The organism is Streptomyces amakusaensis, assembly GCF_039532665.1.
Classification (GTDB): domain Bacteria; phylum Actinomycetota; class Actinomycetes; order Streptomycetales; family Streptomycetaceae; genus Streptomyces; species Streptomyces amakusaensis.
This window is the reverse complement of sequence record NZ_BAAASB010000017.1, coordinates 148,479-168,462: the sequence shown is the minus strand read 5'-3', so window position 1 is coordinate 168,462 and position 19,984 is coordinate 148,479. Positions and strand designations below refer to the sequence as shown.

Sequence of the window (19,984 nt, the reverse complement as noted above, 5' to 3'; positions counted from 1 at the left end):
GCGGCTACCATGACCGGCACAACATTGGGCGACGCAAGCAAGTCGTCCCCTGGGGCGGCGCCGCAGGCGTCTCCCGGCTCGTGGGAGCCGGGCGGACCCCAGGCCGGGGCGAGGAGGACGGGGCATGGTGCAGAAGGCCAAGATCCTCCTGGTCGATGACCGGCCGGAGAATCTGCTGGCGTTGGAGGCCATTCTCTCCGCGCTCGATCAGACACTGGTGCGGGCATCGTCAGGGGAGGAAGCGCTCAAGGCGCTGCTGACGGACGACTTCGCGGTCATTCTGCTGGACGTTCAGATGCCCGGCATGGATGGATTCGAGACCGCCGCGCACATCAAGCGCCGGGAGCGGACCCGGGACATCCCGATCATCTTTCTCACGGCGATCAACCACGGCCCGCACCACACCTTCCGGGGATACGCGGCCGGTGCGGTCGACTACATCTCCAAGCCGTTCGACCCCTGGGTGCTGCGGGCGAAGGTCTCGGTCTTCGTCGAGCTGTACATGAAGAACTGCCAACTGCGGGAGCAGGCGGCACTGCTGCGGCTCCAGCTCGACGGCGGGGCCGGGGCCCAGTCCGGCGCGGGGAACGCCGCCAGGGAGTCGGTCGGGCTGCTCGCCGAGCTGTCCGCGCGGCTCGCGGCCGTCGAGGAGCAGGCCGAAGCGCTCTCCAAACAGCTGGACGACGAGTCCGCCGACGCGGCCGCCGTCGCCACCGCCGCCCATCTCGAACGCAAACTGACCGGCCTTCGCCGGGCGCTGGACGCGCTGGAGCCCGGCACCGGCGGGCCGTCCGCGCTGCCCTCGCAGGGCTGAGCGGAGGATTCCGTACGGGGGGATCCAGCGGTGCGCGCACCGCTGGGCCGGCTCCCCGCAGCCCTGGCTGAGAGTCCGTCACCCGGGCGGCGCGGTCGGGGCGACACGAACGGGTGAAGCGGTGGGCACACGTGTCCGCCGCCCCCGACACCGGTAACCTCACCACCATGGCCTCACGTACGTCCGGCAAGGGTTCCCAGAGCGCGGCGGGCACCGCGAAACCGCGTGCCGGCCGTACGGGCGGCGGTGCCGCGGGCGCGGCCGGCGCGGGCGGTGCCGCCAAGAAGGCGGCCAGGGGCCCGGCCGCGAAGCCGGTGCCGGGGAAGGGGAAACGGGCTCCCGCCGGGAAGGCGGCGCCCGCGAAGCGGACAGCGCCCAGGAAGACGGCGGCGAAGAAGCCCCCGCCCAAACCCGCCCCCTCGCCGACCGGCGGCGTCTACCGCATGGCGCGCGCCTGCTGGCTCGGTCTCGCCCACGGCGTGGGCGCCCTGCTGCGGGGCATAGGGCGTGGCGCGCGGGGACTCGACCCGGCGCACCGCAAGGACGGCCTCGCCCTGCTGCTGCTGGGGCTCGCCCTGATCGTCGCCGCCGGCACCTGGTCCCAGCTGCGCGGCCCGGTCGGCGATCTGGTCGAGCTGCTGGTGACCACGGCGTTCGGCAGGCTCGATCTGCTGGTGCCCATACTGCTCGGAGTGATCGCGGTCCGTCTGATCCTGCACCCGGAGAAACCCGAAGCGAACGGCCGGATCGTGATCGGGCTCTCCGCCCTGGTCGTCGGGGTGCTGGGACAGGTGCACATCGCCTGCGGCGCTCCGGAGCGCGCGGACATCGAGGCCATCCAGGACGCGGGCGGGCTCATCGGCTGGGCCGCCGCCACCCCGCTGGTCTTCATGGTGGGCACGGTGCTGGCCGTACCGCTGCTGGTGCTGCTCACCGTCTTCGGGCTGCTGGTCGTGACGGCCACCCCGGTCAACGCCATTCCCCAGCGGCTGCGTCTTCTCGGCTCCCGGCTGGGCCTGGTCGAGCCGCCGTACGACCGCCGGGCCGCCGAGGGGTCCGAGGACTCCGAGGACGACCGGCGGTACGAGGAGCAGTGGCGCGAAGCGGTGCCGGGGCGGGTGCGGCGCGCGCCCTCGCGGCGGGGCGACGAGCCCGATCCGTACGCCTCCGAGCAGGCCGAGGAGGAGGCGCTCACCCGGCGGCGCAAGCCGCGCGGAGCCTCCGACCGGCGTCCCGGGGAGCGTCCGATGGACGCCGTGGACGTGGCGGCGGCAGCGGCCGCCGCGCTCGACGGAGCGGTCTACAACGGGCTGCCGCCCTCTCCGGTGGTCGCCGATCTGACCAAGGACGTCACCGCCGAGCGGTCCGGTGCCGCCACCCCGGTGCCGCCCGCCCGTGCGGCGCGCAAGCGGCCGGAACCGGCCGGCGGGGGAGCCGCCGGGGGAGTCGTGCCGGATCTGACGAAGCCCGCGCCCGAGGTGTCCCAGCCGCTGCCGGCCCGGGCCGAGCAGCTGCGGCTCTCCGGGGACGTGACCTACTCGCTGCCCTCGCTCGATCTGCTGGAGCGCGGCGGTCCGGGCAAGACGCGCAGCGCCGCCAATGACGCGATCGTCGCCTCGCTCACCAATGTGTTCACGGAGTTCAAGGTCGACGCGGCCGTCACCGGCTTCACCCGGGGGCCGACGGTGACCCGGTACGAGGTGGAGCTGGGCCCGGCGGTGAAGGTCGAGCGGATCACGGCGCTGACCAAGAACATCGCGTACGCCGTCGCCAGTCCCGACGTACGGATCATCTCCCCGATCCCGGGGAAGTCCGCGGTCGGCATCGAGATTCCCAACACCGACCGCGAGATGGTCAATCTGGGCGATGTGCTGCGGCTGGCGGACGCGGCGGAGGACGACCATCCGATGCTGGTCGCGCTCGGCAAGGACGTCGAGGGCGGCTATGTGATGGCCAACCTGGCGAAGATGCCGCACATCCTGGTCGCCGGAGCCACTGGTTCCGGAAAGTCCTCCTGCATCAACTGCCTGATCACCTCGGTCATGATAAGAGCGACTCCGGAGGATGTCCGGATGGTGCTGGTCGACCCCAAGCGGGTCGAGCTGACCGCCTACGAGGGCATCCCGCACCTGATCACGCCGATCATCACCAACCCCAAGCGGGCCGCCGAGGCGCTCCAGTGGGTCGTCCGCGAGATGGATCTGCGGTACGACGATCTCGCGGCCTACGGATACCGGCACATCGACGACTTCAACCAGGCCGTCCGCTCCGGCAAGGTCAAACTCCCCGAGGGCAGCGAGCGCGAGCTGAAGCCCTATCCGTATCTGCTGGTCATCGTGGACGAGCTGGCCGATCTGATGATGGTCGCGCCGCGTGACGTCGAGGACGCCATCGTCCGGATCACCCAGCTCGCGCGGGCCGCCGGCATCCATCTCGTGCTGGCCACCCAGCGACCCTCCGTCGATGTCGTCACCGGTCTGATCAAGGCGAATGTGCCCTCCCGGCTCGCCTTCGCCACCTCCTCCCTCGCCGACAGCCGGGTCATCCTCGACCAGCCCGGCGCGGAGAAGCTGATCGGCAAGGGCGACGGGCTCTTCCTGCCGATGGGCGCGAACAAGCCGACCCGGATGCAGGGGGCGTTCGTCACCGAGGACGAGGTCGCCGTCGTCGTCCAGCACTGCAAGGATCAGATGGCCCCCGTCTTCCGGGAGGACGTCGTCGTCGGCACCCAGCGGAAGAAGGAGATCGACGAGGAGATCGGGGACGATCTCGACCTGCTCTGCCAGGCCGCCGAACTGGTGGTCTCCACCCAGTTCGGCTCCACCTCGATGCTCCAGCGCAAACTGCGCGTCGGCTTCGCCAAGGCCGGCCGGCTGATGGACCTCATGGAGTCCCGGAACATCGTCGGACCCAGCGAGGGATCCAAAGCACGTGACGTTCTTGTGAAACCTGAGGAGCTGGAGGGGGCGCTCGCCGTGATCCGGGGGGAGCCTCACCCGTAAGGGTTTGGCTCGGAGGCGGTTTGGCGGGCAACCGTTTCCCCCGGTCGAACGTCAAGTTGGAGAAAGGGACGGGAAAACCCGCTCCGTCACCCGGACGGCCATCGGCCATACCGATGGCGTACAAACTCCGGTCGCCCGGTTGCCCCACCCTTTCGTACCAGCCCTACACTGAACCTCCAGCAGGTGGTTACACGCTCGAAAGGCGCCCTCGTGTCCATCGGCAACTCCCCCGAAGACGACCGGCCTTTCCCCGAGGACGACCGGCCCTCCATCGGCCATGTCCTCCACCAGGCCCGTATCGCCGCCGGGCTGACCGTCGACGAGGTCAGCGCCGCCACCCGGGTGCGGGTCCCGATCATTCACGCGATCGAGCAGGACGACTTCACCCGCAGCGGTGGCGATGTGTACGCCCGCGGCCACATCCGCATGATCGCGGGGGCGGTCCGGCTGGATCCCGCCCCGCTGGTCGCGCAGTACGACGCCGAGCACGGCGGGCGGCCCGCGCCGACCCCCGCCGCGCCGCTGTTCGAGGCGGAGCGCATCCGCCCGGAGCCGCGCCGTCCCAACTGGACCGCGGCCATGGTCGCCGCGATCGTCGCCGTCGTCGGTTTCGTCGGCTTCACCCTCTTCAACGGCGGCGGGGACACCACCAACCGTGCCGATCAGGTGGCGGAGGGCCCCGCTCCCGCGGCGAAGCCCTCCAAGGCCCCGAGCAGCAAGCCCGCCGACCCCAAGCCCGACACCTCGGACAGCGCCATCGCCGCCGTCCCGAAGGACAAGGTCACCGTCAAACTCTCCGTCGTGGACGACAAGAGCTGGATCTCGGCCAAGTCCCACAACGGCAAACTCCTCTTCGACGGGACCCTCGTCAAGGGCGACTCCAAGACCTTCCAGGACGACGAGCGGATCGATCTCATCCTCGGAAACGCCGGGGCGATCGAGCTGTACGTCAATGGAAAGAAGGTCGAGGACGCCTTCCGCCCCGGTCAGGTGGAGCGCCTGTCCTACACCGAGGGTGACCCCCAGGCCGGCTGAGGCCGCCCGCCCGGCGGCCCTGGGAGCCCTCGCGGCAGGGGCGTGGGCCAGGACAAAGTAGTCTTGAGTCCATGCCCGAACGCCGTACCGTCGCCCTTGTCACTCTTGGCTGCGCCCGTAACGAGGTGGACTCGGAGGAGCTCGCAGGCCGCTTGGCAGCGGACGGCTGGGAGCTTGTCCAGGAAGCCGCCGACGCGGATGTCGCAGTCGTCAACACCTGCGGCTTCGTGGAGGCCGCCAAGAAGGACTCCGTCGACGCCCTTCTCGAAGCCAATGACCTCAAGGACCACGGCAGAACCCAGGCCGTGGTCGCCGTCGGCTGCATGGCCGAGCGGTACGGCAAGGAGCTGGCCCAGGCCCTCCCCGAAGCCGACGGTGTCCTCGGATTCGACGACTACGCCGACATCTCCGACCGGCTGCAGACCATCCTCAGCGGCGGGGTCCATGCCTCGCACACCCCGCGCGACCGCCGCAAGCTGCTGCCGCTGACCCCCGCCGACCGCCAGAAGGCCTCCGGGGTCGCCCTGCCCGGCCACGGCGACACGGGCCGGGGCACCGCCGGGCCCGCCGAGGCCCCGCTGGTCGACCTCGCGGACCTCGCCGACCTGCCGGAGGGCGTCGCCCCCGTCTCCGGGCCGAGGGCCCCGCTCCGCCGCAGGCTGGGCACCAGCCCGGTGGCGTCCGTCAAGCTCGCCTCCGGCTGCGACCGCCGCTGCTCCTTCTGCGCCATCCCCTCCTTCCGGGGATCCTTCATCTCCCGGCGGCCCAGCGACGTCCTCGGCGAGACCCGCTGGCTGGCCGAGCAGGGCGTCAAGGAGGTCATGCTCGTCTCCGAGAACAACACCTCCTACGGCAAGGACCTCGGCGACATCCGGCTGCTGGAGAGCCTGCTGCCCGAGCTGGCCGCGGTCGACGGCATCGAGCGGGTACGGGTGAGCTACCTCCAGCCCGCCGAGATGCGCCCCGGACTGATCGACGTGCTGACCTCCACGCCGAAGATCGCGCCGTACTTCGACCTCTCCTTCCAGCACTCCGCGCCCGCCGTGCTGCGCTCGATGCGCCGCTTCGGCGACACCGAGCGGTTCCTGGAGCTGCTCCAGACCATCCGCTCCAAGGCCCCGCAGGCCGGAGTGCGCTCCAACTTCATCGTCGGTTTCCCCGGCGAGAGCGAGAGCGACTTCGCCGAGCTGGAACGCTTCATCACCCATGCGCGCCTGGACGCCATCGGGGTGTTCGGCTACTCCGACGAGGACGGCACCGAAGCCGCCACGTACGAGCACAAACTCGACGACGAGGTCATCGCGGAGCGGCTGGACCATCTCTCCCGGCTCGCGGAGGAGCTGACCGCCCAGCGCGCCGAGGAGCGCCTCGGCGAGAGCCTCGAAGTGCTGGTCGAGTCGGTGGACGGGGAGGACGGCGCGGTCGGCCGCGCCGCGCACCAGGCCCCCGAGACCGACGGGCAGATCGTCTTCACCGCGCGCGAGGGCCTGGTGCCCGGCCGTATGGTCATGGCCAAGGCGGTCGGCGCGGAAGGCGTCGACCTGGTGGCCGAGTACCTCGGGGACCTTCCGGCCGGCCACTCGGCCCCGGAGGGCGAAGCGCCGGACAAGCACCGCGTCCGGGGCACCGACGCTCTGGCCGCCCTGCGGATCCCGGGCGAGGAGGCGGGCAGATGACCGGAGTGCCGGCATCCGCGGGGGGCGGCACCGGTAGGCCCGCACCCGGCGGCAAGCTGGGCGCTGCGGCCGTCAATCAGGCCAGCCTCTGGAACATCGCCAACATCCTCACCATGGTGCGGCTCGTTCTGGTCCCCGCCTTCGTGCTGCTGCTGTTCCAGGACGGCGGGTACGACCCGGCCTGGCGCGCCTGGGCGTGGGCGGCGTTCGCGGTCGCCATGATCACCGACATCTTCGACGGGCATCTGGCGCGCACCTACAACCTGGTCACCGACTTCGGGAAGATCGCCGACCCGATCGCCGACAAGGCGATCATGGCCGCCGGTCTGATCGGTCTGTCGGTGCTCGGCGATCTGCCCTGGTGGGTCACCGGGCTGATCCTCTTCCGCGAGCTGGGTATCACCCTGATGCGGTTCTGGGTGATCCGTCACGGCGTGATTCCCGCCAGTCGCGGCGGCAAGATGAAGACCCTCGTCCAGGGCACCGCCGTCGGGATGTACGTCCTGGCGCTGACCGGTCCACTGGCCACCCTCCGCTTCTGGGTGATGGCACTGGCCGTCGTGCTGACGCTTCTCACCGGTCTCGACTATGTGCGGCAGGCGATCGTGCTGCGCCGCCGGGGACTGGCCAAGGCGCGGGGAACGGCGTGAGCACTGCGGCCAGGATCCTTCAGGCGCTTGCGGAGCGTGGTGAGACCGTGGCCGTCGCGGAGTCGCTCACGGGTGGTCTGGTGGCCGCCGAGCTGACATCGGTGCCCGGCGCCTCGGCGGCTTTCCGGGGTTCGGTGACGGCGTACGCGACCGAGCTGAAGCGCGAGGTGCTGGGCGTCGACGGAACTCTCCTGGCGCAGCGCGGAGCGGTCGATCCGCAGGTCGCGATGGAGATGGCGGCGGGTGTGCGCAGTGCTCTGGGGGCCGGCTGGGGCATCGCCACCACCGGGGTCGCCGGTCCCGAGCCGCAGGACGGACAGCCCGTCGGGACGGTTTACGCGGCGGTCCGGGGGCCGGACGGAACAGGGAAAGTGGCCACTCTGCGATTGAACGGGACCCGGGCGGAAATCCGTAGAGAGAGTGTACGGAGCGTGCTCGGGCTACTCCTGGACGAACTCCTGGGGCCGGAGCGGGCACAGGATACGGAACAGAACGGGGGGAATTGATGTTTGCAGCCCTGAGTGAACACGACATCGCTCCCCGCACGGCCGCAGCACGAGGCGGTACGGTGGGGCGTGAAGGATGCGGCTACGCGGTCCGAGGAGGGAGCCACCGATGATTCTGCTCCGTCGCCTGCTGGGTGACGTGCTGCGTCGGCAGCGCCAGCGCCAGGGCCGTACTCTGCGCGAAGTCTCCTCGTCCGCCCGGGTTTCGCTCGGTTATCTCTCCGAGGTGGAGCGGGGGCAGAAGGAGGCATCCTCCGAGCTGCTCTCCGCGATCTGCGACGCGCTTGACGTACGGATGTCCGAGCTCATGCGGGAAGTGAGCGACGAACTGTCGCTGGCCGAACTGGCCGCGTCGGCAGCGGCGAGTGAGCCGGTGCCCGCACCAGTGCGGTCGATGCTGAATTCCGTCTCCGTGAAGTCGGTGGCGGGTGTACCGACGGAGCGGGTGACGATCAAGGCGCCGGCGGAAGCCGTCGACGTCGTCGCCGCGTAGTTCTCGCGGCTTCGAGCCGTGACACGGCTTCGGCGCGGGAACGACATGATGTGAGCCGAGCCCCGGCCACTGCCCTGACGGGCGGCGGACCGGGGCTTTCGCTGTTTCGGGGTACGGGGCTGGGTACGGGGGCTGGGGGCGCGGGGGGCTTTTGCTCGGCGGTTTGGTGGGTAGGCGACCTTTTGGGCCGGTTCGGGTGCGGTGAATGCCGTCCGAATGTCTGGTTCGGGGGCCTATGTCATGGTGGAAATCACCGAACAACCGAGTGGAGGATCCCTATGTCCGTCGTCAAGAGCCCGTTGTCCGATGCCGACCTCAAGGCGGTCGGAGAGGCACTGCGGGGCGCACTCGTGGATCTGGTGGATCTCTCCCTGGTGGCCAAGCAGGTGCACTGGAATGTCGTGGGCCCGCGCTTCCGCTCCGTTCACCTCCAGCTCGACGAGGTGGTGGACACCGCCCGGCTGCACTCGGACACGGTCGCCGAGCGCTGTTCGGCGATCGGGGTCTCCCCGGACGGCCGGTCGGCGACCGTCGCCTCGCGGAGCGCGATCGGCGCGGTGCCGGAGGGCTGGATCAAGGACGTGGACGCGGTCCAGGTGCTCGTCCGCGCGCTCGGCGTGGTGATCGTGCGGATGCGGGAGCGCATCGTGGCCACCGGGGATCCGGATCCGGTGAGCCAGGACATCCTGATCGGGCTCACGGGAGACCTGGAGAAGCACGCCTGGATGTTCCAGGCGGAGAGCGCCTGAGAGCGCCTGAGGGCGTCGGAGCGTCGGAGCGTCGGAAGGCGGTGGCAGGAGCGGCTCGGGGACATGGCTGTGCGGGCCCGCGCGGCGCTCTGTGCGCCCGGGGCCTGCACCCGGTGCGCCCTCCCTGGGGTGATCGCGCCGGTCTAGCGTGGTCCGGAGGGAGGCAGCCATGGCACGTCGCGCGGGTGCCCTCGGACGTCTGGCCCTCGCCCTGGCCCTGGTCGCGGCGGGCGGGGCGTGGTGGTGGGCCGTGCTGCGGCTGCTGCTCGTCCCGGAGCGGACCGGACTGGTCGAGGGGTTCGTGGCGGCCGGCGGCTGGGGCCTGAGCCTGCTGCCGGTCCATGTGACGGCCTACCGGGGCCGCAGAGGTGTCCGGCGGGTGGTCGGCGATCTCCGGGGTGTGGTGGAGGACGCCAGGGGCGCGGTGGGCGCGGGAGTCACCAGAGCCTCGGCGCGCCGCCGCTCGGACGGCTGATCCGCGGCCGGGCCGTCGTGCGACGCGCGACGGGGTTCACCCGTTCGGAGTACGGAGTACGGAGTGCGGGACGCGCGTCAGCCCGGCGGGCCCGACTGGCAGCCGGGGCACCAGTAGCTGATCCGCTCGCCGCCGCCCGCCGTGCTCCGGGCGGGCCCCACGGCGGCGGGAGCGGCCTGCTGGGACCTGTGGACGGGAGTGCCGCAGCGGTGGCAGGGGCGGCCGGCCCGGCCGTAGACATGGAGCCGGTCCCGGGACCCGGGGGCCGTGGTCCGGCGTTCGACGGCGTCCTTGTTCGCCTCCAGCAGCCGGTGCGCGGTGGCGACGAGCCGCTCGGGGACTCCTTCGGGCAGCTCACCCACCGGCAGCCACGGTGTGACCCGGGCGAGGAAGGCCAGCTCCGACTTGTAGACATTGCCGATCCCCGCGAGATTCCGCTGATCGAGCAGGGCCTCGCCCAGCGGGCGGGCGGGATCGGCGAGCAGCCGCGCCAGCGCGGTGCCGGGGTCCCAGTCCGGGCCCAGCGGATCCGGTCCGAGACGGCCGACCACCGTCTCCTCGTCCTGGGTGCGCAGCAGCTCCAGCACCGGGAGGCGGTATCCGACGGCGGTGTGGGACGCGTTGCCCAGGACGGCCCGGATCTGGTGGGCGGGCCCGCCGTGCCAGCGCTCGCCCGCCGCGAAGACGCGCCACGCCCCGTCCATCCGCAGATGCGAGTGCAGGGTGAGTCCGCCCTCGATCCGGGTGAGCAGATGCTTGCCGCGCGGGACCACGTCCACCACGGGCCGCCCGGTGAGATCGGCGGTGGCGAATTTGGGCACCCGCAGCTCGAACCGGGTGAGCACACGGCCCGAGAGGGCCGCGCGCAGCCGCTTCGCGGTCCGCCAGACGGTGTCTCCTTCGGGCATGGATCCATCATGCGGGACCGGTGCCGTGCCGGGGCCGGGCGGGCGCGTCGGCCCCGGCAGCGGGCGGGCCCGGGATCAGGGGCGTATGCGCAGGCCGCGGGGGGTGGCGTGGAAGCCCGCTGTCTCCAGGGCGCGGGCGGGCGGGGAGGTCAGGGCCGGGACGCCGTTCACCCGCTCCACCGTGACGGTGCCCAGGGCGCCCGCGCGGGCCGCGCTCGACAGGGCCTCGGCGGCCGTGCGGAGCGCGGCGGCCTCCGGGTCCGTCTCCCAGGTCAGCAGGGTCTTGCCGCCGCGCTCCAGGTAGAGCGTCAGCTCACCGTCGACCAGCACCACCAGGGAGCCCGCCTTTCTGCCCGGCTTGTGGCCCGCGCCGTCCGGCGGCTCGGGCCAGGGGAGGGCCGCGCCGTAGGCGTTGGCCGGGTCCGCCGCAGCCAGCACCACCGCACGCGGGGCGGTGCGGCCGTCGGCACGCTCCCGCGCGTTCGCCGCCGCGCGCAGCCGGTCCACCGCGCCGTCCATCGCGAACTGGGCCGCGCCCAGCCCCTCGACCACATAGCCGCGCCGCGCCTGCCCGCTGTCCTCGAAGGCCGACAGCACGCGGTACACCGCCGAGAAGCCGCCGGGCACCCCTTCCGCCGCGACCGCGCCCCGGGTCACCACGCCGTGGCGGTCCAGCAGGGTGCGGGCCAGCGCATGGGCCCGATGGGTCGGGTCGGGCTCGGCGGCGGGGAGGAGGGACCAGCGTCCGCCGACCGTCGGCGGCCCGTTGCGCGATACGGGCCGGGCCGTCGACACCAGAGGGCCGTATCTGCCCCGGGGGACGGTCCTTCTGGCGCGGTGGGCGGTCGACCCCGAGGTGCGGCCCGAACCGAGCAGGGCGCGCAGGGGAGCGAGCGTGTCGTTGGTGAGCCGCCCCGACCAGGCCAGCTCCCAGACGGCGTCGGCCAGCTGCGGATCGGTGACGTCCGGGTGGGTGGTGGCCCGCACCTGGTCGGCGATCTGGCGGAAGAACAGCCCGTAACCGGGGGCGAGGGCGGTGAGGACCGACTCCTGGAGCGCGGTGGGCTCCAGCGGGTGCGGCGGGTGGAGCAGCAGTGGCGCGGCTTCCGCGAGATGGAGCGAGACCCAGCCGTCCTTGCCCGGCAGTGAGCCGGCTCCGGCCCAGACGACCTCGCCGCTGGTGGTCAGCTCGTCCAGCAGGGCGGGGGTGTAGCCGTGCACCCGGGACGGCAGGATCAGCTTCTCCAGCGCGGACGCGGGCACGGCGACGCCCTGGAGCTGTTCGATCGCCCGGGCCAGGCCGTCGACCCCGCGCAGGCCGCTGTCGCCCAGATGCTGCCACTGGGGGAGGAAGGCGGCCAGGGTGGCGGCCGGCACCGGCTCCACCTCCTGGCGCAGCGCCGCCAGCGAGCGGCGGCGCAGCCTGCGCAGCACGGTCGTGTCGCACCACTCCTGACCGATGCCCGCGGGATGGAACTCGCCCTGGACCACCCGCCCGGCCGCGGCCAGCCGCTGGAGGGCTCCTTCCGTGACGGCGGTGCCGAGGCCGAAGCGGGCCGCCGCCCCGGTCGAGGTGAACGGGCCGTGGGTGCGCGCGAAGCGGGCGAGGAGGTCGCCCAGCGGGTCCTTGACCGGTTCGGTGAAGGCTTCCGGGACGCCGACGGGGAGCGCGGTGCCGAGGGCGTCCCGCAGTCTGCCCGCGTCCTCGATCGCCGCCCAGTGGTCCGCGCCCGCGACCCGGACCCGGATGGCCCGCCGGGCCTCGGCCAGCTCCCCGGGCCAGCGCGGATCCGCGCCGCGCTCGGCCAGCTCCGCGTCGGTCAGCGGGCCGAGGATCCGCAGCAGGTCGGCGACGCCCTCGGCGTCCTTCACCCTTCGGTCCTCGGTGAGCCACCGCAGCTCGCGCTCCAGCTCGGTGAGCACATCGGCGTCGAGGAGTTCGCGCAGCTCCGCCTGGCCGAGCAGCTCGGCCAGGAGACGGGAGTCCAGGGAGAGCGCGGCGGCGCGGCGCTCGGCGAGCGGCGAGTCCCCCTCGTAGATGAACTGGGCGACATAGCCGAAGAGGAGGGAGCGGGCGAAGGGCGAGGGCTCCGGGGTGGTCACCTCGACCATACGGACCCGGCGGGACTCGATGTCGCCCATCAGCTCGGTGAGGCCGGGCACGTCGAAGACGTCCTGGAGGCATTCGCGCACCGCTTCCAGGACGATCGGGAACGATCCGAACTCGCTCGCCACCTGGAGCAGCTGGGACGCGCGCCGGCGCTGCTGCCACAGCGGGGTGCGTCTGCCCGGTGAGCGCCGCGGCAGCAGCAGCGCCCGGGCCGCGCACTCGCGGAACCGGGAGGCGAACAGGGCGCTGCCGCCCACCTGGTCGGTGACGATCCCGCCGATCTCGGCCTGCTCGAAGACCGCGTCGGCCGCGCCGACGGGGGCCCGGTCGCCGTCGAAGGCGGTGTCCTGGCGGTCCGGCCGGGCGGGGGCCTCCAGCGGGTCCAGGTCCATCGGGTCGGTGTCCGGCAGTCGCAGCACGATTCCGTCGTCGGCGTGCATGACCTGCGCGTCCATGCCGTATCGCTCGGAGAGGCGGGCGCCGAGGGCCAGCGCCCAGGGGGCGTGCACCTGAGCGCCGAACGGGGAGTGGATCACCACGCGCCAGTCACCCAGCTCGTCCCGGAACCGCTCGACCAGAATCGTGCGGTCGTCGGGGACATGGCCGCAGGCCCGGCGCTGCTCGTCGAGGTAGCCCAGGACATTGTCCGCGGCCCAGGCGTCGAGGCCGGCGGCCAGCAGCCGCGACCGGGCGTCGGCGACCGGCAGCCCGCCGATCTCGCGCAGGAAGGCGCCCACCGCCCGCCCCAGCTCCAGGGGTCTGCCGAGCTGGTCGCCCTTCCAGAACGGCAGTCTGCCCGGCACCCCGGGCGCGGGGGAGACCAGCACCCGGTCGCGGGTGATGTCCTCGATCCGCCAGGAGGTGGTGCCCAGGGTGAAGACATCGCCCACCCGGGACTCGTACACCATCTCCTCGTCCAGCTCCCCGACCCGGCCCCCGCCCTTCTTGGGGTCGGCCCCCGCGAGGAAGACGCCGAACAGCCCGCGGTCCGGGATGGTGCCGCCGGAGGTGACGGCGAGCCGCTGCGCGCCGGGCCGGCCCGTGACCGTGCCCGTGACGCGGTCCCAGACCACGCGCGGGCGCAGCTCGGCGAAGGCGTCGGAGGGGTACCGCCCGGCGAGCATGTCCAGGACCGCGGTGAACGCCGAGTCCGGCAGCGCGGAGAAGGGGGCCGCGCGGCGGGCCAGCGCCAGCAGGTCGTCGGCCTGCCGGCTGTCCATCGCGACCATCGCGACCAGCTGCTGAGCCAGCACGTCCAGCGGGTTGGACGGGATCCGCAGCGCCTCGATGGAGCCGGTGCGCATCCGCTCGGTCACCACGGCGGCCTGGACCAGATCGCCCCGGTACTTGGGGAAGACGACACCGGTGGAGACCGCGCCCACCTGATGTCCGGCCCTGCCGACCCGCTGGAGGCCCGAGGCGACGGACGGCGGCGACTCGACCTGGACGACCAGATCGACCGCGCCCATGTCGATGCCCAGCTCCAGGCTGGAGGTGGCCACCACGGCGGGCAGCCGGCTGGCCTTCAGATCCTCCTCGACCTGGGCGCGCTGTTCCTTGGAGACCGAACCGTGATGGGCGCGGGCGAGGAGCGGCGGCGCGCCCCGGGCGGCCCCGGACTGGGCCATGATCTCGGCCGGCGGCGACTTGACCGGGGCCGGTCCGCCGGAGCCGTCCGGGCCGCCGCCAGGGCCCCGCGCGTCGAACGCGGTGCCGGTGGCGCGCTCGTAGGCGATCTCGTTGAGGCGGTTGCACAGCCGCTCGGCGAGCCGGCGGGAATTGGCGAAGACGATCGTGGAGCGGTGGGACTGGACGAGGTCGGCGATCCTCTCCTCGACATGCGGCCAGATCGAGGGTCTGTCCCCGCCGTCGGGGGTGGCCGAGGCCTGGGAGGCGGGCGAGCCGCCCAGCTCCCCCAGATCCTCGACGGGCACGACCACCGAAAGATCGAACTCCTTGCCCGACGGAGGCTGGACGATCTCCACCCGCCGGCCGGGGGAGAGATAGCGGGCGACCTCCTCCACCGGGCGTACCGTCGCCGACAGGCCGATCCGGCGGGCCGGGCGGGGCAGCAGCTCGTCCAGCCGCTCCATGGAGAGGGCGAGATGCGCGCCCCGCTTGGTGCCCGCGACCGCGTGCACCTCGTCCAGGATCACCGTCTCCACGCCCGACAGCGCGTCCCGGGCGGCGGAGGTGAGCATCAGGAACAGCGATTCGGGCGTGGTGATCAGGATGTCCGGCGGTCTGGTGGCCAGCGATCTGCGCTCGGCGGGCGGGGTGTCGCCCGAGCGGATGCCGACCCGGACCTCCGGCTCGGGCAGTCCCAGCCGGACCGCCTCCTGCCGGATGCCGGTCAGCGGGCTGCGGAGATTGCGCTCCACATCGACGGCGAGAGCCTTCAGCGGGGAGATGTACAGCACCCGGCAGCGCGCCTTGGCGTCCGCCGGCGGGGGTGTGGACGCCAGCCGGTCCAGCGCGGCGAGAAACGCCGCCAGTGTCTTTCCCGAGCCGGTCGGGGCCACCACCAGGACGTCCGAGCCCTCACCGATCGCCCGCCAGGCCCCTTCCTGGGCGGCGGTGGGCGCGCTGAAGGCTCCGGTGAACCAGCTCCGGGTCGCGGCGGAGAAGGAGTCGAGCGCAGTCCTGGTCATGCCCTCCATCGTGCACCGTGCCTCTGACAATCGGTCCGCGCCGCAGGAGAGGGGCCTCCGGAGGAGAATGGGGCTGTGGACCGGCCGGCCGAACGGGAGTGGGCGAGGCACTGGCAGTACGAGAAGCTGCCGGGCCTCGATCTGCTGCGCGCCCGCTATGTCAGCCACACCTTCCGCCGCCACAGCCACGAGGGCTTCACCCTCGGCGCGATCAGCGGCGGGGCGGAGGACGTGAGCATGCCGGAGGGCATCGTCACCGCCCGCGCCAACAGCGTCGTCATGATCAATCCGGAGGTGCCGCACTCGGCCCGTGCCGGAGGGCCCGAGGGCTGGACCTACGCGACCCTCTACCCCTCGGTCGAGCTGGTCTCCGGGATAGCCGACGAGGTCGGCTCCCTCCGGGGCACACCGGGATTCGGCTCGGTGATCGCCCACGATCCGCACGGCGCGGAGCTGATACGGGCGGTGCATCTCGCGGCGGAGGCCGGGAACGCGCTCGCCGCCGACAGCCTGCTCCGGATCGCCGTCGCCCGCCTCCTCGCCCGGTACGGCGGCCGGCTGCCCTCCCGTACCCCGCAGGACTCCGGAGCCCGCACGGCGGCCGCCGCCCGGGCCCTGCTGGCGGAGCGGATGGCGGATCCGCCGTCGCTGGAAGGGCTGGCGAAAGAGCTGGACACCAGCCCCTTCGCCCTGCTCCGGGCCTTCAAGAGGGTCTACGGCATGCCGCCGCACACCTGGCTGACCGATGCCAGGGTCCGCCGCGCCCGTCTCCTCCTGGAAGGCGGGACGGCCCCGGCGGAGGCGGCCCACACCGTCGGGTTCACCGATCAGTCCCATCTGAACCGTCATTTCACCCGGATCGTGGGAGTGCCGCCCGGCGCGTACCGCAGGGAGCGCGCCCGCAAGAACGTACAAGACCGCTGAGAAAGCTCCCGCGTACCGTCCGCCGGGTGGCAGAACAGAAAATTCAGCGAAAGACAGATCCACCGGCGGAGCCGGTCATGTCCCGAATAACCGGTGCCGGTGCCGGTGACGCCGGGGCGACGGCCAAGCCCGACTCCGCCGTCGTCCGCGACGCACTCGGCGTCGGCGTCGCCGTCGGCCTGTCCGGCTTCGCCTTCGGGGTGACCTCGGCCGGAGCGGGGCTCAGCCTGCTCCAGACCTGCGCGCTCAGCCTGCTCGTCTTCACCGGAGCCTCCCAGTTCGCGCTGGTCGGCGCGATCGCGGCGGGCGGCAACCCGCTCACCGCCGCCGCCGGGGCGTTCTTCCTCGGCGTGCGCAACGCCTTCTACGGGCTGCGCCTCTCCCAGCTGCTCGCACTGCCGCGCTTCCTCCGTCCGCTCGCCGCCCACTGGGTCATCGACGAGACCACCGCCGTCGCGCTCGCCCAGCCGGACCGGCGGACCGCGCGCCTCGGCTTCACCGTGACCGGCCTGACGCTGTACGTGCTCTGGAACCTCACCACGCTCGCCGGGGCCGCCGGGGCCGAGGCCATCGGCGACACCGACGCCTGGGGACTGGACGCCGCGGGCCCCGCCGTCTTCCTGGCACTGCTCGCGCCCATGCTGCGCACCGCCACCGAGCGGGCGGCCGCCGCGCTCGCCGTCGTCCTGGGGCTCGTCTTCCTTCCCGTACTGCCCGCCGGGGTGCCCGTGCTGGTGGCGGCGCTCGCCGCGCCCGCCGTGCTCTGGCTCAAGGGCCGCGGCCGCGGCGCGAAGGGGGAGGACCGTTGAACGTCTGGATCGCGATCGCGGCGACCGCCGTCGGCTGCTACCTCGTCAAATACGCCGGCCTGCTGATCCCCGCCGGAGCCCTGGAGCGCCCCCTCGTCCGGCGGCTCGCGGCCCTGCTCCCCGTCGCCCTGCTGGCCGCGCTCACCGCCCAGCAGACCTTCGGCTCCGGCAGCTCCCTCGTCCTGGACGCCCGCGCGGCCGGAGTCGCGGCGGCGGCCCTGGCGCTGGTGCTGCGCGCCCCCTTCCTCGTCGTCGTCGGGGTGGCCGTCGCCGTCACGGCCGGGGTGAGAGCGCTCGGAGGCTGATCCCCGGCCGGGGCCGGGCGGGCCGGTCGGCTCCCGTACGGCCCGACGGGCCGAAGCGGTGGCTCAGCCGATCGGCCGCCCGTACGCCCGCAGCGTCCGCAGCGCTTCGATGGTCACCATCGGCCGCGCCTCCAGGGCCGTCCCCGGGGCCCACTGACGCCAGCGGACCGGCCATCCGCCGTCCTTGGCCTGCTCGCGTTCCAGATGGTCCAGCGAGGCCTGGATCTCCTCGTCCGTGAACCAGCCCCGGGCCAGCGACTGGGGCGTACGCGCGAAGTCGTACGGAAAATGGTGCTCGCCCGGCGCGTAACCGTCGGAGACCGGGTAATCGGCGATCCGCTCCGGATCGAGCACCGCCATCCGCTGCTCGCGCACCAGCCTCCCCAGCCGGTCGGCCGCCACCTCGGCCCGCGCGCGGTCCGGGACCCCGTCCAGGAAGGCGACCGCGGCCTCGATCTCGTACGGGTGCGAACCGCCCAGGGCGTCCACGGACGCCCAGCAGAAGTCCGTGGCCCGGAAGAGCCAGGCGTGCCACACCTGATTGCGGTGCAGCAGCCCCACCACCGGACCGGTCGCGAGCAGATCGCCCGGCGGATCGTCCACGACCGGGATGAACGGGGCCGTCGGATAGCCGCGCTGGGAGGGATGGACCGCCGGAAGCGCCCCCTCCCGTGTCGAGACGGCGGTGAAGTAGCGGCACATCCGCTCCACCCGCTGCCCGCCGCAGCGGCCGATGGAGTCCAGGACGCGCAGCGCGTGCCCGGTGTGCAGGGGCTGACTCACCGGGCCGCGCAGATCCGGCTCCAGGGCGTGGCCGTAGCCGCCGTCCGCGTTGAGATGGGCCGACAGGGCGGCCTCGACGGCGTCCGCCCCGCCGCCCAGGAAGTGATGAGCGAATCGCCGCTGCTCCAGCACCCGGGCGGTGAGCCAGACGAACCCCTCGGCGCGAGCGAGCGGTGACAAGGGCGAGGGCGAGGGTACGGTGCCTGCTTCTTCTCCGGTTCCAGCCATGCCCCAGACGGTAGGGGCGGAAAGTGCCCCCGGCATACGGAACGGCCGGTACCGCAACCCGGGGGCGGGATACTGGCGTCATGCGGTTGACGATTTTCTGGGAGCGGATGGCGGACCACTTCGGGCCGTCGTACGCAGACTCCTTCGCGCGTGATCATGTGATGGCCGAACTCGGCGGACGTACGGTCCACGAGGCGCTGGACGCCGGCTGGGAGACGAAGGACGTCTGGCGGGCGGTCTGCGCGGCCGTCGGGGTCCCCGCCGACAGGCAGTGACCGTCGGCAGGGCGGTGACTGTCGACAGAAAGTGACCGTGGCTGTCCGGAGCGGCCCGGGGACCGGGCGGAGCCCCGGGCGGATTCCTGGCGGCGGGCGGGGTAGGCCACACTGGCTCGGTGGCCCCGAAGACCGACAAGAGTGACCAGGACAGCAACGACAGCGCCGTCCCCCGGCAGGGCGGAGCCCCGGACGACCCCGGGGAGCGCCCGCGCGACACCCCCGCCGACGGCCTGAGGCCGCCGGAAGGCCCGCCGCCCGGACCGGGCCCGGCGATGGCCGCCCCCGTGCGCATGCCCCGCTGGCTGCCGCGCGCCATGGTGCTCGCGCTGGCCCTCTACGCCTGCTTCCAGCTCGGCAACTGGGCCTTCCACCAGCTCATCGGGCTGCTGATCAACATCCTGATCGCCTTCTTCCTGGCGCTGGCCATCGAGCCCGCCGTCGGCAGAATGGCGGCCAGGGGCATGCGCCGGGGCCTCGCCACCTTCCTGGTCTTCTTCGGGGTGCTGATCGCGGGCGTCGGCTTCGTCGTCCTCCTCGGGTCGATGCTGGCGGACCAGATCGTCACCATGGTCGAGGATTTCCCCAAATACATTGATTCGGTGATCAGCTGGATCAATCACACCTTCAACACCGAACTGTCCCGGGTGGAGGTCCAGGACAGCCTGCTCCGCTCCGACTGGCTCCAGAAGTACGTCCAGAACAGCGCGACCGGGGTGCTCGACATCTCGGCCACGGTCGCCGGCGGCCTCTTCAAACTGCTGACGATCTTCCTCTTCTCGTTCTACTTCGCGGCCGACGGGCCCCGGCTGCGACGCGCGCTCTGCTCCGTCCTGCCGCCCGCCAAGCAGACCGAGGTGCTGCGCGCCTGGGAGATCGCGGTCGACAAGACCGGCGGCTACCTCTACTCGCGCGGCCTCATGGCGCTGATCTCCGGCGTCGCGCACTATGTCCTGCTGGAGATCCTGGGCGTGCCCTACGCCCCCGCGCTCGCCGTCTGGGTGGGTCTGGTCTCGCAGTTCATCCCGACGATCGGCACCTACCTCGCGGGTGCGCTGCCGATGCTGATCGCCTTCACCGTGAACCCCTGGTACGCGCTCTGGGTGCTCTGCTTCGTCGTGTTCTACCAGCAGTTCGAGAACTATGTGCTCCAGCCGAAGCTCACCGCCAGGACGGTCGACATCCACCCCGCCGTGGCCTTCGGCTCCGTCATCGCCGGCACGGCCCTGATGGGCGCGGTCGGCGCGCTGATCGCCATCCCCGCCGTCGCCACGCTCCAGGCCTTCCTGGGGGCGTACGTCAGGCGGTACGCCGTGACCGACGACCCCCGGGTGCACGGTCACCGGCAGCGGGACGGCGGCCGGCTGCTGCGCCGGGCGCGTGCGGTGCTGGCCGGCGGCCGGGAGGAGCGCCCGTCCACCCCGCCCGAGGCCTGAGGGCCGAGCTTCGCGCGACCGCGCCCCCCGGATCCGACAGGGTCCGGGGGCGCGGTGCGTACGGGGCGAGGAGGGGGCGGGGAGGGGTGTACGGGCGGGGGCCGAGCGGTGTGCGGCGCGCCGGGGGCGGTGCTTGACACCAAAATCGAACATAC

Annotated in this window: 17 protein-coding genes; 14 read left to right on the top strand and 3 right to left on the bottom strand. The window is 72.6% G+C overall.

Annotated elements, in window-relative coordinates; all coding sequences use genetic code 11:
* The first annotated feature begins 124 nt into the window (after nt 1–124).
* The 9 genes from ABD371_RS27375 to ABD371_RS27335 all read left to right on the top strand — a co-directional run bounded on the left by ABD371_RS27375 (nt 125) and on the right by ABD371_RS27335 (nt 9,400).
* Nucleotides 125–814 (top strand): response regulator, encoded by a 690-nt coding sequence (locus ABD371_RS27375; protein WP_344482378.1) that lies wholly within the window; start codon nt 125–127, stop codon nt 812–814.
* Between the two features lie 167 nt (nt 815–981).
* Nucleotides 982–3,816: a DNA translocase FtsK gene (locus ABD371_RS27370; RefSeq protein WP_344482375.1), complete on the top strand. Its 2,835-nt coding sequence runs from the start codon at nt 982–984 to the stop codon at nt 3,814–3,816.
* 210 nt (nt 3,817–4,026) lie between these two features.
* On the top strand, nt 4,027–4,851 hold the full coding sequence (locus ABD371_RS27365) for a helix-turn-helix domain-containing protein (RefSeq protein ID WP_344482372.1): 825 nt from the start codon (nt 4,027–4,029) through the stop codon (nt 4,849–4,851).
* Between the two features lie 71 nt (nt 4,852–4,922).
* Nucleotides 4,923–6,527: a 30S ribosomal protein S12 methylthiotransferase RimO gene (rimO, locus tag ABD371_RS27360; RefSeq protein ID WP_344482369.1), complete on the top strand. Its 1,605-nt coding sequence runs from the start codon at nt 4,923–4,925 to the stop codon at nt 6,525–6,527.
* A complete protein-coding gene (gene pgsA, locus ABD371_RS27355) occupies nt 6,524–7,177 on the top strand; it encodes a CDP-diacylglycerol--glycerol-3-phosphate 3-phosphatidyltransferase (RefSeq protein ID WP_344482365.1) in 654 nt (217 codons plus the stop codon). The genes rimO and pgsA overlap by 4 nt, the downstream gene beginning before the upstream one ends.
* Nucleotides 7,174–7,683 carry a CinA family protein gene (locus ABD371_RS27350; RefSeq protein ID WP_190125025.1) on the top strand — a complete coding sequence of 170 codons (510 nt, stop codon included), beginning with the start codon at nt 7,174–7,176 and terminating at the stop codon, nt 7,681–7,683. Before pgsA ends, ABD371_RS27350 begins: the two co-directional genes overlap by 4 nt.
* A gap of 109 nt (nt 7,684–7,792) precedes the next feature.
* On the top strand, nt 7,793–8,176 hold the full coding sequence (locus ABD371_RS27345; RefSeq protein WP_190125026.1) for a helix-turn-helix domain-containing protein: 384 nt from the start codon (nt 7,793–7,795) through the stop codon (nt 8,174–8,176).
* 278 nt (nt 8,177–8,454) lie between these two features.
* Nucleotides 8,455–8,925: a Dps family protein gene (locus ABD371_RS27340; RefSeq protein WP_190125027.1), complete on the top strand. Its 471-nt coding sequence runs from the start codon at nt 8,455–8,457 to the stop codon at nt 8,923–8,925.
* A 169-nt stretch (nt 8,926–9,094) separates the two neighbouring features.
* Nucleotides 9,095–9,400 carry a hypothetical protein gene (locus tag ABD371_RS27335; protein ID WP_344482358.1) on the top strand — a complete coding sequence of 102 codons (306 nt, stop codon included), beginning with the start codon at nt 9,095–9,097 and terminating at the stop codon, nt 9,398–9,400.
* A 77-nt stretch (nt 9,401–9,477) separates the two neighbouring features.
* On the opposite strand, the gene ABD371_RS27330 is transcribed toward ABD371_RS27335, so the two are convergent.
* Nucleotides 9,478–10,308: an Fpg/Nei family DNA glycosylase gene (locus tag ABD371_RS27330; protein ID WP_344482353.1), complete on the bottom strand. Its 831-nt coding sequence runs from the start codon at nt 10,306–10,308 to the stop codon at nt 9,478–9,480.
* 75 nt (nt 10,309–10,383) lie between these two features.
* Nucleotides 10,384–15,069, bottom strand: coding sequence for an ATP-dependent helicase (locus tag ABD371_RS27325; protein ID WP_344482350.1), 4,686 nt, complete (start codon nt 15,067–15,069; stop codon nt 10,384–10,386).
* A 75-nt stretch (nt 15,070–15,144) separates the two neighbouring features.
* Between ABD371_RS27325 and ABD371_RS27320 the strand changes: the two genes are divergently transcribed.
* The 3 genes from ABD371_RS27320 to ABD371_RS27310 all read left to right on the top strand — a co-directional run bounded on the left by ABD371_RS27320 (nt 15,145) and on the right by ABD371_RS27310 (nt 17,107).
* Entirely contained in the window at nt 15,145–15,993 is an 849-nt protein-coding gene (locus tag ABD371_RS27320) for a helix-turn-helix transcriptional regulator (protein WP_344482347.1), read from the top strand.
* Between the two features lie 77 nt (nt 15,994–16,070).
* Nucleotides 16,071–16,802: an AzlC family ABC transporter permease gene (locus ABD371_RS27315; protein ID WP_344482344.1), complete on the top strand. Its 732-nt coding sequence runs from the start codon at nt 16,071–16,073 to the stop codon at nt 16,800–16,802.
* On the top strand, nt 16,799–17,107 hold the full coding sequence (locus ABD371_RS27310) for an AzlD domain-containing protein (protein ID WP_344482341.1): 309 nt from the start codon (nt 16,799–16,801) through the stop codon (nt 17,105–17,107). Before ABD371_RS27315 ends, ABD371_RS27310 begins: the two co-directional genes overlap by 4 nt.
* Before the next feature lie 63 nt (nt 17,108–17,170).
* Here the strand turns inward: ABD371_RS27310 and ABD371_RS27305 are convergent, their stop codons facing one another.
* The gene (locus tag ABD371_RS27305; RefSeq protein WP_344482338.1) at nt 17,171–18,118 is read right to left on the bottom strand and encodes a hypothetical protein; all 948 of its coding nucleotides are present in this window, start codon (nt 18,116–18,118) and stop codon (nt 17,171–17,173) included.
* Nucleotides 18,119–18,198: 80 nt separating this feature from the next.
* Between ABD371_RS27305 and ABD371_RS27300 the strand changes: the two genes are divergently transcribed.
* Nucleotides 18,199–18,393 carry a DUF3046 domain-containing protein gene (locus ABD371_RS27300; RefSeq protein ID WP_190125034.1) on the top strand — a complete coding sequence of 65 codons (195 nt, stop codon included), beginning with the start codon at nt 18,199–18,201 and terminating at the stop codon, nt 18,391–18,393.
* 293 nt (nt 18,394–18,686) lie between these two features.
* Nucleotides 18,687–19,829: an AI-2E family transporter gene (locus ABD371_RS27295; protein ID WP_344482408.1), complete on the top strand. Its 1,143-nt coding sequence runs from the start codon at nt 18,687–18,689 to the stop codon at nt 19,827–19,829.
* The last annotated feature ends 155 nt before the right edge of the window (nt 19,830–19,984 follow it).

Coding starts and splice junctions, on each gene's coding strand:
- ABD371_RS27375 (WP_344482378.1), top strand. CDS start 125: ATGGTGCAGAAGGCCAAGATCCTCCTGGTCGATGACCGGCCGGAGAAT.
- ABD371_RS27325 (WP_344482350.1), bottom strand. CDS start 15,069: ATGACCAGGACTGCGCTCGACTCCTTCTCCGCCGCGACCCGGAGCTGG.
- ABD371_RS27330 (WP_344482353.1), bottom strand. CDS start 10,308: ATGCCCGAAGGAGACACCGTCTGGCGGACCGCGAAGCGGCTGCGCGCG.
- ABD371_RS27295 (WP_344482408.1), top strand. CDS start 18,687: ATGCCCCGCTGGCTGCCGCGCGCCATGGTGCTCGCGCTGGCCCTCTAC.
- ABD371_RS27305 (WP_344482338.1), bottom strand. CDS start 18,118: ATGGCTGGAACCGGAGAAGAAGCAGGCACCGTACCCTCGCCCTCGCCC.
- ABD371_RS27300 (WP_190125034.1), top strand. CDS start 18,199: ATGCGGTTGACGATTTTCTGGGAGCGGATGGCGGACCACTTCGGGCCG.
- ABD371_RS27345 (WP_190125026.1), top strand. CDS start 7,793: ATGATTCTGCTCCGTCGCCTGCTGGGTGACGTGCTGCGTCGGCAGCGC.
- ABD371_RS27340 (WP_190125027.1), top strand. CDS start 8,455: ATGTCCGTCGTCAAGAGCCCGTTGTCCGATGCCGACCTCAAGGCGGTC.
- pgsA (WP_344482365.1), top strand. CDS start 6,524: ATGACCGGAGTGCCGGCATCCGCGGGGGGCGGCACCGGTAGGCCCGCA.
- ABD371_RS27315 (WP_344482344.1), top strand. CDS start 16,071: ATGTCCCGAATAACCGGTGCCGGTGCCGGTGACGCCGGGGCGACGGCC.
- rimO (WP_344482369.1), top strand. CDS start 4,923: ATGCCCGAACGCCGTACCGTCGCCCTTGTCACTCTTGGCTGCGCCCGT.
- ABD371_RS27335 (WP_344482358.1), top strand. CDS start 9,095: ATGGCACGTCGCGCGGGTGCCCTCGGACGTCTGGCCCTCGCCCTGGCC.
- ABD371_RS27370 (WP_344482375.1), top strand. CDS start 982: ATGGCCTCACGTACGTCCGGCAAGGGTTCCCAGAGCGCGGCGGGCACC.